The 14999-nt window shown below is 67.3% G+C and carries 13 protein-coding genes; 8 read left to right on the top strand and 5 right to left on the bottom strand.

Annotation, left to right across the window (positions count from 1 at the left end; genetic code table 11):
• Positions 1-268 precede the first annotated feature (268 nt).
• Positions 269-3190: a DNA polymerase I gene (polA, locus tag ACQY68_RS00815; protein ID WP_428151116.1), complete on the bottom strand. Its 2922-nt coding sequence runs from the start codon at positions 3188-3190 to the stop codon at positions 269-271.
• Between the two features lie 124 nt (positions 3191-3314).
• Between polA and ACQY68_RS00810 the strand changes: the two genes are divergently transcribed.
• Complete coding sequence (locus ACQY68_RS00810; RefSeq protein WP_428151115.1) at positions 3315-4400, top strand: NAD(P)-dependent alcohol dehydrogenase; 1086 nt, start codon at positions 3315-3317, stop codon at positions 4398-4400.
• Here ACQY68_RS00810 and ACQY68_RS00805 read toward each other — a convergent pair.
• Together ACQY68_RS00805 and ACQY68_RS00800 are read right to left on the bottom strand one after the other, a co-directional pair.
• On the bottom strand, positions 4397-5002 hold the full coding sequence (locus ACQY68_RS00805; RefSeq protein WP_428151114.1) for a DUF6655 family protein: 606 nt from the start codon (positions 5000-5002) through the stop codon (positions 4397-4399). The two genes, ACQY68_RS00810 and ACQY68_RS00805, sit on opposite strands and share 4 nt — an antisense overlap.
• 2 nt (positions 5003-5004) lie before the next feature.
• A complete protein-coding gene (locus tag ACQY68_RS00800; protein ID WP_428151113.1) occupies positions 5005-5445 on the bottom strand; it encodes a VOC family protein in 441 nt (146 codons plus the stop codon).
• A gap of 174 nt (positions 5446-5619) precedes the next feature.
• On the opposite strand from ACQY68_RS00800, the gene ACQY68_RS00795 reads away from it, so the two are divergent.
• Entirely contained in the window at positions 5620-7605 is a 1986-nt protein-coding gene (locus tag ACQY68_RS00795) for a CASTOR/POLLUX-related putative ion channel (RefSeq protein WP_428151112.1), read from the top strand.
• 98 nt (positions 7606-7703) lie between these two features.
• The gene (locus ACQY68_RS00790) at positions 7704-8030 is read left to right on the top strand and encodes a zf-TFIIB domain-containing protein (RefSeq protein ID WP_428151111.1); all 327 of its coding nucleotides are present in this window, start codon (positions 7704-7706) and stop codon (positions 8028-8030) included.
• Positions 8031-8195: 165 nt separating this feature from the next.
• On the opposite strand, the gene ACQY68_RS00785 is transcribed toward ACQY68_RS00790, so the two are convergent.
• Complete coding sequence (locus tag ACQY68_RS00785) at positions 8196-9908, bottom strand: hypothetical protein (RefSeq protein ID WP_428151110.1); 1713 nt, start codon at positions 9906-9908, stop codon at positions 8196-8198.
• Positions 9909-10103: 195 nt separating this feature from the next.
• Between ACQY68_RS00785 and ACQY68_RS00780 the strand changes: the two genes are divergently transcribed.
• The 5 genes from ACQY68_RS00780 (at position 10104) to ACQY68_RS00760 (ending at position 13625) form a co-directional block, all read left to right on the top strand.
• Positions 10104-10808, top strand: coding sequence for a response regulator transcription factor (locus ACQY68_RS00780; protein ID WP_309628429.1), 705 nt, complete (start codon positions 10104-10106; stop codon positions 10806-10808).
• Entirely contained in the window at positions 10777-12402 is a 1626-nt protein-coding gene (locus tag ACQY68_RS00775; protein WP_428151109.1) for an ATP-binding protein, read from the top strand. The genes ACQY68_RS00780 and ACQY68_RS00775 overlap by 32 nt, the downstream gene beginning before the upstream one ends.
• Entirely contained in the window at positions 12399-12821 is a 423-nt protein-coding gene (locus tag ACQY68_RS00770; protein ID WP_428151108.1) for an HPr kinase/phosphorylase, read from the top strand. The genes ACQY68_RS00775 and ACQY68_RS00770 overlap by 4 nt, the downstream gene beginning before the upstream one ends.
• A gap of 109 nt (positions 12822-12930) precedes the next feature.
• The gene (locus tag ACQY68_RS00765) at positions 12931-13335 is read left to right on the top strand and encodes a PTS sugar transporter subunit IIA (protein WP_271084494.1); all 405 of its coding nucleotides are present in this window, start codon (positions 12931-12933) and stop codon (positions 13333-13335) included.
• Between the two features lie 14 nt (positions 13336-13349).
• A complete protein-coding gene (locus tag ACQY68_RS00760) occupies positions 13350-13625 on the top strand; it encodes an HPr family phosphocarrier protein (RefSeq protein ID WP_428151107.1) in 276 nt (91 codons plus the stop codon).
• A 3-nt stretch (positions 13626-13628) separates the two neighbouring features.
• On the opposite strand, the gene ACQY68_RS00755 is transcribed toward ACQY68_RS00760, so the two are convergent.
• Positions 13629-14582: a rhodanese-related sulfurtransferase gene (locus ACQY68_RS00755; RefSeq protein ID WP_428151106.1), complete on the bottom strand. Its 954-nt coding sequence runs from the start codon at positions 14580-14582 to the stop codon at positions 13629-13631.
• Positions 14583-14999: the final 417 nt, after the last annotated feature.

Genomic DNA, 14999 nt, shown 5'->3' with positions numbered 1-14999 from the left:
TCGGGACACGGGAAGGACTTTGCCCGCCCAATATGCTGGCCAAGAGTGAAAAGTTCAATACCAGTGAACTTCGATCTCAGCGGATCGCCCCGATCATTGTGGTGGAGTCACCTGAATGATCGGTCTCTGATCCGCGACCAATATGGTGGCTCCACCGATATGGTCGCCCACTGCCTGGGGCGAACTCGTCGCCCTGCGCTCAAGCAGCGAGCCGCCGCGCGGCGAGCGTTAGCGCCCTTCTGGGCTCATTGAGCGCCGGCTTGGGCGCTCAATGAGCCTCGTCCCAGTTCTTCGCCGCCCGCGCGTCCACCACCAGCGGCACCGTCAGCGCCACGGCGGGCTCGGCCGCGCCTTCCATCACCCGGCGGATGACGGGGATGGCCGTCTCCGCCAGCGCATCCGGGCATTCGAAGACCAGTTCGTCGTGGACCTGGAGCAGCATCTTCACGTCCGACAGGCCGGCCGCCTCCAGGGCCGCCGGCATGCGGATCATGGCGCGGCGGATGATGTCGGCGGCGGCGCCCTGGATGGGGGCGTTGATGGCGGCGCGCTCGCCGAACTGGCGTTCGGCGCCCGACTTGGAATGGATGGCCGGGATGTGGATGCGGCGGCCGAAGACGGTGGAGACGAACCCCGCCTGGCGGACCTCGGCGCGGGTCGCATCCATATAGGTGCGGATGCCGGGGAAGCGCTCGAAATAGGTCTTGATGTAGGCGCCGGCCTCGCCCTGGTCGATGCCCAGCTGGTTCGCCAGGCCGAAGGCCGAGATGCCGTAGACGATGCCGAAGTTGATGGCCTTGGCGCGGCGGCGGGTCTCGGGGTCCATCTGGTCGACGGGGACGCCGAACATCTCGGACGCCGTGGCCGTGTGGATGTCGATCCCGGCCTTGAAGGCGCGTTTCAGCTCGGGGATGTCGCCGATATGGGCCAGCAGGCGCAGCTCGATCTGGGAGTAGTCGGCGCTGATCAGGACGCAGTTGTCGCGGGCGATGAAGGCCTGGCGGATCTGGCGGCCCGTCTCGGTGCGGATCGGGATGTTCTGCAGGTTGGGGTCGGAGGAGGCGAGGCGTCCCGTCGTGGCGGCGGCCAGCTGATAGGAGGTGTGGACCCGGTCGGTGGCCTCGTCCATGGCTGCGACAAGCGCGTCGGTATAGGTGCCCTTGAGCTTGGAGAGCTGGCGCCAGTCGAGGATGGCGCGGGGCAGGGGGTGGGTCTCGGCGAGCGTTTCAAGCGTCGCGGCGCCGGTCTCCCACTGGCCCGAGGCGGTCTTCTTGCCGCCTGTCAGGTTGAGCTCGCCGAACAGCAGCTCGCCGATCTGTTTGGGGCTGCCGATCGAGAAGGGGCGGCCGGCGATTTCGTGGGCCTGGGTCTCCAGCTCGACCATGCGCAGGCCGAATTCCGACGACAGGCGGCGCAGGCGGGCGGGGTCGACGCGGACGCCCTCCAGCTCCATGTCGGCCAGCACCGCGGGCAGGGGGCGTTCCAGCGTCTCATAGACCGTCGCCAGCCCCTCGGCCGCCAGCCGGGGCTTGAGGATGCGCCAGAGACGCAGGGTCACGTCGGCGTCCTCGGCCGCGTAACAGGTCGCCGGTTTCAGCTCGACGTGTTTGAAGGATTTCTGGGATTTGCCCGTCCCCGCCACGCTCTTGAACGGGATCGGGTCGTGCCCCAGATGCAGCCGGGACAGCTCGTCCATCCCGTGCCCGTGCAGCCCGCCCTCGAGGACGTAGCTGATCAGCATGGTGTCGTCGACGGGCGCAACCCGGATCCCCCTCCGGGCCATGACCGCCAGATCGTACTTTCCGTTCTGGACGACCTTGAGGACGGATTCATCCTCAAGAATTATTTTTATCCGGGCTAAAACTGTGGCCTTGTCGAGCTGGGTCAGGGGCTCCCGGGTCTCGACCGCATCCCCGAAATCCAGCCCGCCCCCGCCCGCCTGCGGCTCGTGCTCATGGGTCAGGGGCACATAGCAGGCGTCGTTCGGCCCGATCGCCAGGCTGATCCCGCACAGCCCCGCATGGGTCGCCGACAGGGCGTCGGTCTCGGTGTCGAACCCGACCACGCCCGCCTCCGTCGCCCTCGCCAGGAAGGCGTCGAGCGCCTCCAGCGTCTGGATGCACCGGTAGGCGTCATGGTCCACCGCCTGTTTCTCGACGTCCTCCGGAATCGCCTGGGGCGCATAGCGGGGCGAGATGACCGGCGCCGTCAGGGGCGCGGGGCGGGCGGGGGCGAAGGCGGACCCGTCGTGACCCGCCAGCTTGCCGTCGCCGACGCGCTTCTGAAGGCTGCGGAACTCCATCGTCTCCAGGAAGGCCGACAGGATCGCCGGATCCGGGTCCCGCATCTTGAAGTCGTCGATGGGCTCGGGCGCCGGGGCGTCGCAGGTCAGGCGGACCAGCTGACGGCTGAGCAGGATCTGGTCCCTGAAGTTGATCAGGGTCTCGCGCCGCTTCGGCTGCTTGATCTCCCCCGCCCGCTCCAGCAGGGTGTCGAGGTCGCCGTATTCGTCCAGCAGCTGGGCCGCCGTCTTCGGCCCGATCCCGGGAGCGCCGGGCACGTTATCGACGCTGTCGCCGATCAGGGCCTGCAGGTCGATCATCTTGTCCGGCGTCACGCCGAACTTCTCCATCACCGCCTCCTCGGCCAAGCGGCGATCCTTCATCGGATCCCACATGACGACCGAGGGGCCGATCAGCTGCATCAGGTCCTTGTCGGACGAGACGATCACGCACTCCCCGCCGGCGTCCCGCACCTTGCAGGCATAGGTGGCGATCAGGTCGTCGGCCTCGTAGCCGGGCAGTTCGACGCAGTGGACGCCGAACGCCGCCGTCGCCTCGCGCACCAGCGGAAACTGGGGCACCAGATCCTCGGGCGGGGTCGACCGGTTGGCCTTGTACTGGTCGTAGAGGTCGTTGCGGAACGTCTTCTCGGAGTGGTCGAAGATGGCGGCCAGATGGGTCGGGCCATCGGCGCCCTTCATGTCCTTGAGCAGCTTCCACAGCATGTTGCAGTAGCCCTGCACCGCCCCGACCGGCAGGCCGTCGGACTTGCGCGTCAGGGGCGGCAGGGCGTGATAGGCGCGGAAGATGTAGGCCGAGGCGTCGATCAGCCAGAGCCGGACCTGAGGCCCGTCCTGCGTCAGGGGGCGGTCGGTTTCGGGGGCTTCGGGCGCGGCGATGTCGGACATGGGGCGAACATAGGCGGGCGGCCCGCCTGCGTCACCGGCCGTCGCGTCGAAAGCCGGCTTGGCTATTCGGAACAAGGACTTGAGCGTGGGGTTCTGTGGGCTCCCCCACTCCCGGAGCCTCCCCATGATCACGTCCCTCGCCTATGGCGCCAAGTCCGCCGCCGCCAGGCTGGAGCGGATGGAGATCGAGCGCGAAGGGCCAAAGGACGACGAGATCCAGATCGAGGTGATGTTCACCGGCGTCTGCCACTCCGATATCCACCAGGTGAAGAACGAGTGGAAGAACACCGTCTACCCCTGCATCCCCGGCCACGAGGTCGTCGGGCGTGTGAAGAAGGCCGGCGCCAAGACGACGCGGTTCAAGGAGGGCGACATCGTCGGGGTCGGCTGCATGATCGACAGCTGCCGTCAGTGCGAGCCGTGTCATGCCGGAGATCAGAACTACTGCGAGGGCCCGAACGGCTGGCTGGCCACCTACAACGGCCCGATGACCCCGGCGACCATGACCGAGGACGGTTCCAACATGTACGGTCGCGACAACACCTTCGGCGGCTACTCCGACACCGTGGTGGTCAGGCAGGACTTCGTCCTTTCGATCCCCGAGGGCCTCGACCCCGCTGCCGCCGCGCCGATCCTGTGCGCCGGCGTCACCACCTGGTCGCCGATGCAGCACTGGGGCGTGAAGAAGGGCGACAAGGTCGCGGTGCTGGGCTTCGGCGGCCTGGGCCACATGGCGGCGAAACTGGCCAAGGCAATCGGCGCGGAAGTCACCGTCCTGACCTCCACGCCAGAGAAGATCGCCGATGCGAAGGCGCAGGGCGCGGACGCCGCCTATGTCGAGACCGACAAGACGTCCTTGACACCCTTGGCCGGGACCTTCGACTTCATCCTGTCGACCGTGCCGGAGAAGCACGAGGTCGGCGCCCTGCTGGACCTGCTGAAACGAGACGCCAGGTTCGTGGTGGTCGGCAACCTCGACGTCATCGACGGCGTCGACAACTCCAAACTGGCGTTCCGGCGTCAGAGCGTCGCCGGTTCGCTGATCGGCAACCTGAAGGAGACGCAGGACGTACTCGATTTCTGCGCCGCGAACGGCATCGCGCCCGAGATCGAGATCGTCGACATCAAGGACATCAACGAGGTCTACACCCGCATAGAGAACGGCGAGGTCCGCTACCGCGCGGTCATCGACATGAAGTCGTTGAGCTAGAACTCCCGCCAGCTGTCGCCGGGATCACGTTCGCCCGGGCGGGCCGACTGCTGGCCCCAGGTGACCATCATGAGAAGCTTGTGGCTGCGGATGCGGTACTCGCCGATCATCGGGGAGACGGCGCCCAGCGGCGCGCCCGTGCGGGCGTCGTAGACGAACCCCGAGAACTCGGCGACGCCGACCCGGTCGCGGCGGCTGTAGAGGCTGAGTTCGGGGATCGAGACGACGTTGAGGCTCTCGTTGATCGGCAGGGCCAGCGGCGGCAGGCCGACGACCCGGCGCATCTGCTCCAGCGACAGGGCGCCGGCGCGGAGCTCGAACACCGCGTCGGCCAGGCTCTTGTCGTCGGCCAGGGCGAAACCGGCTTCCGACAGGGCCGAGCGGACGGCCGAGGTCGCATAGGCCGAGCCCTCGCCCTGCATGTACCGGTTCTCGACGAAGACGCGCGACCCCGGCGGGATCGGCAGCCGCAGCCCGTCGACGGCGATGTCGGCGGCGCGGGCCATCAGCAGCTGTTCGGTCGCGGTCCGGCCGGGGTTGGTCTCGGAGGTCGAGGCGCACCCGGCGAGCAGGACCGCGACGCCGGCCAGGATCGGACGCACGCCTACCAGGTTCCGGTGTTGGGCATCGACAGCCACGGCTCGGCGGGTTCCAGCGGCGTCCCCTCCTGCAGCAGTTCGATCGAGATGCCGTCGGGCGATCTGACGAAGGCCATGTGGCCGTCGCGGGGCGGGCGGTTGATGACCACGCCCGAGTCCATCAGCCGCTGGCAGGTCGCATGGATGTCATCGACCTTGTAGGCGAGGTGGCCGAAATTCCGGCCGCCCGTATAGGTCTCGGGGTCCCAGTTGTACGTCAACTCGACCTCGGGCGCCCGCTCGGCGGCCGAACGGTCCCTGTCCTTCGGCGCGGCCAGGAAGACGAGGGTGAACCGTCCCTTCTCGTTCTCGAGACGGCGGACCTCCTCCAGGCCCAGCTGGGTCGTCCAGAAATGCAGGGAGGCCTCCAGGTCGGCGACCCGAACCATGGTGTGCAGATAGCGCATGAGAGACCCCTCAAGCCGCGATTGGAGAAGGCCCGCCTTCTAGTCGGGAATCGTCAGCTTCCAAAGGCCGGAAAACCGCTTTAAGCGTGGCCGCTCACCGTCAGTGCGCGAATTGTCGCAGGACGGCCCGTCGGCCAGGGGGGCGGGCGGACAATCAGGGACACGCATCGCTCCATGGGATCGATCACTCGCGCCAACGCCGCCCGCGCCGGCGCCAAGGGCGCCGCCGCCAAACCGAACACCACCAAGGGACAGCAGACGGGCGACGTCAGCCTCGGCGAACGTCTGAAGTACGGCTTCGACAAGTCGATGGCCGGCGGTCCGGTCGCCCTGGTCGGCTGGCTCAGCCTGGTGACCCTGGTGGTGATCGTCTTCGCCGCGACCATCCTGGCGATCAGTCGCATGGGTCCTGACGGCGGTTTCAACTTCTTCGAGGCGGCCTGGCAGTCGCTGATGCGGACGATGGACGCCGGCACCATGGGCGGCGACTCGGGCTGGCCGTTCCGCTTCCTGACCCTGTTCGTGACCCTGATGGGCATCCTGGTCTTCTCGGCCCTGATCTCCATCATCTCGGCCGGGCTGGACGCCAAGATCGAGGAGGCCCGCAAGGGCCGCTCGCGCGTTCTGGAGAGCGATCACACCATCATCCTGAACTGGTCGGCGTCGATCTTCGACATCATCTCCGAACTGGTCATCGCCAACGAGAGCCGGAAGAATCCGCGCATCGTCATCATGGCCAACAAGGACAAGGTCGAGATGGAGGACGAGATCGCCGACAAGGTCGAGGATCTCAAGAACACCCAGATCATCTGCCGCTCGGGCGATCCGACCGACCTGTTCGATCTGTCGATCGTCAATCCCCAGGCCTGCCGCTCCATCATCGTCGTGTCGCCAGAGGGCGTCGACGATCCGGACAGCCAGGTCATCAAGACGGTCCTGGCCCTGACCAACGATCCGAAGCGTCGCGAGGAACGCTATCTGATCGCCGCAGAGCTGCGCGACGCGAAGAACGCCGAGGTCGCCCGAATCGTCGGCGGCGACGAGGTCCAGCTGGTGCTCGCCGACGACCTGATCTCGCGGATCGTGGTCCAGTCCAGCCGTCAGGCCGGTCTGTCGGCCGTCTATTCCGAGTTGCTCGATTTCGACGGTTGCGAAATCTACACGACCGAGCTGGAGGAGCTGACCGGCGTGACCTATGGCGACGCGGTCATGGGCTACGAGGACTCCGCCCTGATCGGCCTCCGCTATCCCGACGGCCGGGTGCGGATGAACCCGCCGATGGACGAAGTCATCGTCGCCGGTTCGCGCGCGATCATCATCGCCGAGGACGACGCCTCGATCAAAATGACGCCCCTGCCCGACGACGCCGTCGACGCCCCGGCGATCCGCAAGCCCAAGACCGTGCGTCGCAAGGCCGAACGCACCCTGATCATCGGCTGGAACCGTCGCGGCCCGATGATCGCCTACGAACTGTCGAAATACGTGCGCCCCGGCTCGATCCTGACCGTGGCCGGCGACACCCCCGGCTTCGCCGAGGAGATCGCCTCCATGCCCCTCGGCTCGACCAATATGAAGGTCACGGCGAAGACCATCGACACCAGCCATTCTGCCTCGATCGAGGCCCTGGATCCGGTCAGCTACGACAGCATCATGGTGCTGGGCTATTCGGACACCATGGAGGCCCAGTCGGCCGACACCCGTACGCTGATCACCCTGCTGCATCTGCGCAAACTGTCCGAGCGGCTCGGCACCCACATCTCGGTGGTCTCGGAGATGATCGACATCCGCAACCGCGAACTGGCCGAGGTCACCCGCGCCGACGACTTCGTGGTGTCCAACAAGCTGGTCAGCCTGATGCTGGCCCAGGCGTCGGAGAACGAATACCTGTCGTCGATCTTCGACGACCTGCTCGATGAGGACGGTTCGGAAATCTACATGCGTCCGGTCGGCGACTATGTGGACCTGTCCGGCCCGGTGAGCTTCTACACCATCGCCGAGGCGGCCCGTCAGCGCGGCGAAACCGCCATCGGCTATCGCCGCAAGCGCGAGAGCGAGGATGACGACGGCCGCAACATGGGCGGTGTCGTGGTCAATCCGTCCAAGTCCGAGGCGCTCGACTATCTGCCGGAAGATCGTGTCATCGTCCTGGCCGAAGACTGATTGAAGCGACAGGGGCGGGGCTGCGACACCCCGCCCCGGTTGGCGCGTTCGGACACAGGCGCCATCTGGAGCCAGACCCGTCGACTAGGAGACCGCCGTTGCCCCTTCTGATGTGCCCCAACGACAACGCCCAGATGCAGACCCTGGATCGCAACGGCGTCCAGTTCGATATGTGCCCCACCTGTCGCGGGGTCTGGCTGGATCGCGGCGAGCTGGAAAAACTGATGGAGGGCGCGGTCGCCTCCGCCGTTCCGGCCCAGCCCGCCTACGCGCCGCCGCCGCAACAGACCGCCCCCCATCAGAACGCACCCTGGGGCCAAGCGCCGCAACAGCCGCAGTACCGCGAACAGCCGCGCTATCGCGATGACGACGACTACCGTTACAAAAAGAAGAAGCGCGACAGCATCTTCGACATCTTCGACTGACCGGGCTTAAGCGACGCGCAGGCTCAAGCAGCGAGACGCCGCGCGTCGAGCGGTAGCCTGAGAGAAAGTGGGCTCAAGCAGCGAGACGCCGCGCGTCGAGCGGTAGCCTGAGAGAAAGTGGGCTCAAGCAGCGAGACGCCGCGCGTCGAGCGGTAGCCTGCTACGTCAAGCCGCCAGTCCCGCCGCCTTCATCAGTCCCTTCAGCGGCGCGATGCTTTCCGGCGCGGCGGTCAAGGCCGCCCGGGCTTCGGGCGCGCGGAAGATCTTGATCGCCTCGGCCTTGGCCCGGTCGGCCGCCGGCCCCAGGGGCGCGGTCTCGCCAGCCGCGAGCCGCAGCAGGGCCGACAATTTCTGCTGAATCGTGACCGGCGCCTTCGCCAGCTGGACCGTCAGCCTGGCCTCGGCCTCCACCACGCCACCGACATGACCGATGGCGGTCAGGATCTGTCCGGTGTCGTTTTCCGACAGGGCGGCGGCGACGACGGACCGGTTGAGCTGGGCCAGGATCTGAAGCTTCTTCGAGGCCGTGGACGTGCTGATGCGCATTTCGCTCTCGAACCGCAGAGAGGTCACGCAGGCGGCCAGCCAGCGGGCGGCCGAGCGCTTGTTTGCATTACCGGTGACGTTCTCGCACAGGCGCGTCAGTTGCTCGGCTTCGCACAGCACGGTTTCGCAGGGCACGACATAGGCCTGGACGAAGTCGGCGGTGATGAGGCTCTTGGACCGTTCGGTGAAGGCCGTCTGGACCTCCTCCAGCGTCAGCAGCCGCCCCGCCGTCGCGGTCAGGGACATGGCCAGCGTCCGCAGGATGTCGATCTCGCCCGGCGCATCGGCAGGGCGCAGCCGGCGCGGTCCCATCAGTTCGCGCAACACCATCCGGGCCAGAGACGCGGCCAGGATCGGATATTCGCCGGCCTCGAGCCGTTTGCCCAGCCGGGCCGCCGGACCGTCGACCGACGGCATCAGCAGGGCCATGCGGGGATCGTGGCCGATCAGCATGTCGATCTCGCGGGGCGCCACCATCCGCACCACGGCGGCCAGGCTCCCGCCCTGATCGAGTGCGGGCCCGAGAATTTCCGACAGATTGGTCCGCGCGCCCAGCTGTTCGCACAGGATCTGTTCGATCGCGACCATGACCATGGCGCGGGGCGCGCCCTCGCTCGGCGCCCGGTCGGCAAGGTCCATCAGCCGGTCGAGACGCGGTCGCGCGCCCCGCACACCGGCCAGGGCGCCGGCGATGACACCGCCCATGACGAAGGATCGATCCGGCGCGCCGGCCAGCTTCTGGGCCACATCGGCCAGCGACCGGTTGGCCAGATCGGGGAAGGTCCCCTTGCGCCCGGCCGCGACCACCCGTTCCATCGCCTGTTCGACGAGCTTCTGATAGTGCCGGATCAGCTCGTGCGAGGCCTGACCCGTCGCCTGGCTTTCGGGGATGGCCACCTTCTGGATCGCATGCTGCAGTTCGACCCCGGACGCTTCCAGCCGTTCGACGAGGTCCGGCCGGTGCAGAAGCTCGAAGACGGTGATCCCGTTCCGGCCCAGCCAGTCCTCCAGCACCCGCCCGATCAGCTCGCGGGCATGCGGGGCATAGAGGTCCTGCGGGCCCAGACAGTTCGAACGCTCCTCGTCCGCGCTGACCAGCCGCTTTTTCGGGGCCTCCGGCGCGCCCTTGGTCAGGACGGTGACGCTGTTGAACTCCATCGTGTCGGGATCGAGCGTCTCCTTGGTGACCCGCACCGCCACGGCGCGCTTGTCCTTCAGGATTTCCTCGGCGGTATCGACGGCGTTCTTGCGCTCCTCCGTCGCCATCATCAGCGACCACGGCGCGGGCGCCGTCTTGCGGATGTAGAGCTCGTAGTGGACGGGTCCGGCCATGGGTCGCTTTCTGCGGTCTTGCCCGAAGACTAGCCGCGAAGGCTTTAAGGTCCCGTTTCGCGCCCCGTTCTTCGAAGGAATCTGGTCAGCGCCGGACTGTGGCCGTAAAGTCACCGCGATCACGGGCGAACGGTTACGCTTGCCGTGCGTTCAGACGCTCCCGACTTCTGTCAGGGATCAGACGAGGAGACCGAATTGGCCAATATCACCCTGGTGGACGACGACGAGAACATCGTCGCCTCCGTGTCGCTGGCTCTGGAGAGCCACGGCCACAAGGTGGTCGCGTACCACGACGGGGCCACGGGCCTCGAGGCGCTGGAGGCCTCGCCGCCGGATCTGGCCATCCTCGACGTCAAGATGCCCCGGATGGACGGGATGGAGGTGCTGCGTCGCCTGCGCCAGACCTCCCAGATTCCGGTCATCATGCTGACCTCGAAAGACGAGGAGATCGACGAGATCCTTGGCTTCAACCTCGGCGCCGACGACTACATCCACAAACCGTTCTCCCAGCGCCTGCTGATCGAGCGGGTCAAGGCCCTGCTGCGCCGCTCGGGCGGCGACGGAGGCGAGCCCGAGCCTTCGGCTGAAATCAGCGGCAAGGCCATCCGTCGCGGCAAGCTGGTCATGGACCCGGCCCGTCACGAGAGCACCTGGGACGGCAAGGCGGTCAAGCTGACCGTGACCGAGTTCCTGTTACTGCAGGCCCTGGCCCAGCGCCCCGGCTTCGTGAAGAGCCGCGACAACCTGATGGACGCCGCCTACGACGATCAGGTCTATGTCGACGACCGCACGATCGACAGCCACGTCAAGCGCATGCGCAAGAAGTTCCGGGTCGTCGATAACGAGTTCGACGCGATCGAGACCCTGTATGGCGTCGGCTATCGATACCGCGAGAGCTGATCCTCCGGAATCGTCCGAGGACCTGCCGCTACGCCGCCGTCTGATCCGCTTCGGCGGGTCGCGGCTCGGCGGGCTGATCCTCGTCCTCAATCTGGCCAGCCTGCTGATCCTGCTCGGCGGGGCGCTTGCGCTCAACGAATGGCGCACAGGCCTGGTCGAGGCGCGTCAGGAATCCCTGCTGGGCCAGGCCGAGCTCCTGTCCAAGGTGCTGAGCGACGAAGACTATACGCGGGGCGAGCCTGTCCCGGAACTGAACCGCGACCAGTCGGCCAAGGTCCTGATCGACCGCTTCGTCCCGCAGGGGCAGCGCGCGCGGATCTTCGACCGGGACGGGGTGCTGCTGGTCGACAGTTTCGACGTCTCCGACACCATCGAGGGCGAGCCCCTGCCGGCGGCCCGTCCGGCCGGAACGCCTGCGCCGCCGGACACGGGGGCGGAAAAGGCGGCGGCCACGCTCGAAACCGCCAACATCGCCCTCGAAGACGAAATTCTCGCCGCCCTCGCCGGTGATCCCCAGACGACGGTCCGGCGCTCGGAGAACGGCGAGCGGGTCGTCTCCGTCTCCCTGCCCATCCGGCACGTTCAACAGGTTCTCGGCGTCCTGACGCTGGAGGCCAACGACGTCGACCAGATCCTGGACGCCCAGCGACGCGCCCTGATTCCGTTCGCCCTGGTCGCCCTGGCCGTGAACCTTCTGGCCTCGCTGCTGCTGCACCTCTTCGTCGCCCGCCCTGTCATGCGGCTGTCAGCAGCGGCGGATCAGGTCCGGCTGCAACGCGCCCGCGCCATCTCCCTCCCGGACCTCGAGGACCGGCGCGACGAGATCGGCGACCTCGCCCGGTCGCTGGAATCCATGACCGACACCCTGTCGACGCGGATGGACGCCATCGAACGGTTCGCGGCCGATGTCTCCCACGAGATCAAGAACCCCCTGACCTCGATCCGGTCGGCGCTGGAGACGCTGGATCTGGTTCAGGACAAGGACAAGCGCGACCGGCTGACGGCCGTCCTTCAACAGGATGTGCGCCGTCTGGACCGGCTGATCACCGACATCTCCAACGCCTCGCGTCTGGACGCCGAACTGTCGCGCGACCGGCCCCGCCCTGTCGACCTCTCCGCCCTGCTGACCGATATCGTCGGGGTCTATGAGACGACGTCCAAGCCGGGCGAGGCCCCGGTGACCCTGGAGGTCGCCCTCGATGCGCCGGCCCGGGTCATGGGACGCGACGGACCTCTGGGTCAGGTTTTCCGCAATCTCATCGACAACGCCCGTTCCTTCAGCCCTGACGGCGCGACGGTCCGCGTCACCGTGATCCGCGACGACATCGACGCCCTGCCCCTGCATGTGCGGGTCGAGGACGACGGACCGGGCATCCCGGCCGAGAATCTGGAAACGGTGTTCGAGCGCTTCTACACCTCCCGGCCCCGGGGCGCGGTCTTCGGGTCCAACTCCGGTCTCGGCCTGTCGATCGTGCGCCAGATCGTCGAGGCCCATGGCGGCCAGGTCACCGCCGCGAACCGGCTGGACGCCTCGGGCGCCGTCGAGGGCGCGCGGTTCGAGGTGGCCCTGCCCGCCGTCGGCCGCAGGGCTTGAGCCCGCCCGTCCACGCCACGGTCGTCGCCCGGTTCGGTCCGGGCGGCTGGCGCGGCGTGTTGCTGCGCGGCCCGTCAGGGTCGGGAAAAAGCGACCTCGCGCTGCGCCTGATCGACGCGGGCTGGCGTCTGGTCGCCGACGACTACGCCCACGTCTGGGCCTCGGGCGACGGCCTCCACGCCTGCGCGCCCGACCGCATCGCCGGACGGATCGAGGCGAGGGGGCTGGGCATTCTGGACGCGGCGACCCGGCCCGTGGCGCGGGTTTTCCTCTTGATCGACTGCGTTCAGGCCACCCCCGAAAGGCTGCCCGAACCGGCGTTCGAGATACTTGCGGGGGTAAGGCTGCCGCGTCTGGATCTGGACATCCGGCCGGCCTCCGCGATCCGGACTCTGGCCCTCGCCATCGACCGGCTTTAATCGCGCATCGGTTTGGCCTATCTAGGCCCGCTTGGACCGGAGCGGGGGCTTCCGATCCACGGCATAGGGGATACTCGGCGTTGCAGACGCTTTCCAGGATCGGCTCGGCATGATCGGCCTCGTGATCGTCACCCACGGTGGCCTTGCGTCCGAATTCCTGTCGGCGATGGAGCATGTGGTCGGCCCGCAGCGCGGGGTCGCGGCCATCTGTATCGGGCCGGAGGACGATATGGAGCGCCGTCGCCGTGACATCGTCGACGCCGCCGCCGCCGTCGACGACGGCTCGGGCGTCATCCTGCTGACGGACATGTTCGGCGGCACGCCCTCGAACCTGGCCATCTCGGTGATGGAACAGACCCACGCCGAGGTGATCGCCGGCCTCAACCTGCCCATGCTGATCAAACTGGCCAGCGTGCGCGGGCGCGAGACGCTGGAGACCTGCGTCGCCCACGCCCAGGACGCGGGTCGCAAATACATTTCCGTGGCCTCCTGGGTCCTGGCGGGCGAGAAGTAGCTTTGGGCGAGACCATGCCGACCGCGAAAGCGACCGCGAACATCTGCAACACCCGCGGCCTGCACGCCCGCGCCTCCGCGAAATTCGTGAAACTGGCCTCCAGCTTCGAGGCCGAGATCCAGGTGACCCGCGATGGCGTCACGGTCGACGCCCGCTCGATCATGGGCCTGCTGATGCTCGGCGCCGGCAACGGCTGCTCGATCGAGATCACGGCCGAAGGCTCTGACGCGCAGGAAGCCATCGACGCCCTGGGCGATCTGGTCGCCCGGAAGTTCGACGAGGACCAGTAAGGGTTAGCCCCGGTCCTGCTTCGCCCCGATGTGGGCGATCCCCAGCCGCTCCGCGATCCGCACCTGACGATCCCGCTCCAGCGCCGCCTGCCGCTGGTCTTCGGTCCGGGCGTCGTGGCACCGCTCGCAGCAGACGCCATCGACGTAGTGGGGCGAGGTCCGGCCCTCGGGACTGACCGGCATCCGGCACCCCCGGCACAGGCTGTGCGTCCCGTCGGCCAGCCCATGCCCGACCGCGACCCGCTCATCGAAGACGAAACACTCTCCCTGCCACAGGCTTTCGGCTTCGGGCACCGTCTCCAGATAGCGCAGGATGCCGCCCTGCAGGTGAAAGACGTCTGTCACTCCCTCGGCCTTCAGGAAGGCCGTCGACTTCTCGCAGCGGATTCCGCCGGTGCAGTACATGGCGACCTTCGGCGGCCCCCGTCCGTCTTCGATGCGCCGGTCGAGCAGGGCGCGCCCCTCGGTCCGGAACCACTCGGGGAAGTCCCGGAACGACCGCGTGTTCGGCTGCACCGCCCCGGCGAAGGCCCCGACATCGCCCTCGTAGTCGTTGCGCGTGTCGATCACGATCGTATCCGGATCGGAGATCAGGGCGTTCCAGTCCTCCGGCGCGACATAGGTCCCCGCATTCGTGGCCGGCTCCAGATCCGGCAACCCCAGCGTCACGATCTCCGGCTTCACCCGCACCTTCAGCCGATGAAACGGCATCCGCCCGGCGGAGGAGTATTTGACATCGGTCTCCGCGAAACCGGGTAGGGCGGTCAGCCCGTCGATGACCCGCGCGACCGCGTCCGCGGGCCCGGCGATCGTCCCGTTCACCCCCTCATGGGCGACCAGCAACGTGCCGCGAACATCATGGCCGCAGAGCTGTTCCAGGAGATCTCGCAGGGCCGCAGGGTCCGCGATGGTGGCGAAGCGGTACAGGGCCGCGAGGCGTAGCGGAGATTGAATCATCGCTTGTGTGTCAATTCTACGGGATATCCGCCAAGCCAACTGGATCAGTCCGCAGCGGCCAGATTCTGTCGAAGAAATATTTCTGTTCGACGTCTTTTTCCAGACGCCAAGCCGCTTTGAACCGAACTCGCGCGTCTTGGTTCGCGGCCCCCTTAGGCTCTCTGGACGTCGAGCCGCTGTGGCCCGGCAAGCGGAGACTTCCATGACAGAAGCTACCAATCCCGGCGACATCCAAGTTTGGGGCCAGCGCCGACAGAACAGCGGCCTGTTCCCGACCGCTGGCGGCGCTGCGGCGCCGCTGCCTTTGAACGCTCCGGCTCGCCTATGTGATGGTCCTCGACAGCTCTTCGCCGACGGGTTTCCGGATGTATGCCAACACGGTCGATACCCCTCTCGATACGGTGGGTCGTGAGGTCA

This window comes from Brevundimonas sp. (assembly GCF_965278935.1).
Classification (GTDB): Bacteria; Pseudomonadota; Alphaproteobacteria; order Caulobacterales; family Caulobacteraceae; genus Brevundimonas.
This window is presented reverse-complemented; position numbering and strand designations above follow the sequence as displayed.

What these genes read in the sequence shown, in the direction of transcription:
- ACQY68_RS00755 (WP_428151106.1), bottom strand. Translation starts at nt 14,582, where the DNA reads ATGATTCAATCTCCGCTACGCCTCGCGGCCCTGTACCGCTTCGCCACC.
- ACQY68_RS00775 (WP_428151109.1), top strand. Translation starts at nt 10,777, where the DNA reads ATGGCGTCGGCTATCGATACCGCGAGAGCTGATCCTCCGGAATCGTCC.
- ACQY68_RS00800 (WP_428151113.1), bottom strand. Translation starts at nt 5,445, where the DNA reads ATGCGCTATCTGCACACCATGGTTCGGGTCGCCGACCTGGAGGCCTCC.
- ACQY68_RS00765 (WP_271084494.1), top strand. Translation starts at nt 12,931, where the DNA reads ATGATCGGCCTCGTGATCGTCACCCACGGTGGCCTTGCGTCCGAATTC.
- ACQY68_RS00810 (WP_428151115.1), top strand. Translation starts at nt 3,315, where the DNA reads ATGATCACGTCCCTCGCCTATGGCGCCAAGTCCGCCGCCGCCAGGCTG.
- ACQY68_RS00795 (WP_428151112.1), top strand. Translation starts at nt 5,620, where the DNA reads ATGGGATCGATCACTCGCGCCAACGCCGCCCGCGCCGGCGCCAAGGGC.
- ACQY68_RS00760 (WP_428151107.1), top strand. Translation starts at nt 13,350, where the DNA reads ATGCCGACCGCGAAAGCGACCGCGAACATCTGCAACACCCGCGGCCTG.
- ACQY68_RS00785 (WP_428151110.1), bottom strand. Translation starts at nt 9,908, where the DNA reads ATGGCCGGACCCGTCCACTACGAGCTCTACATCCGCAAGACGGCGCCC.
- polA (WP_428151116.1), bottom strand. Translation starts at nt 3,190, where the DNA reads ATGTCCGACATCGCCGCGCCCGAAGCCCCCGAAACCGACCGCCCCCTG.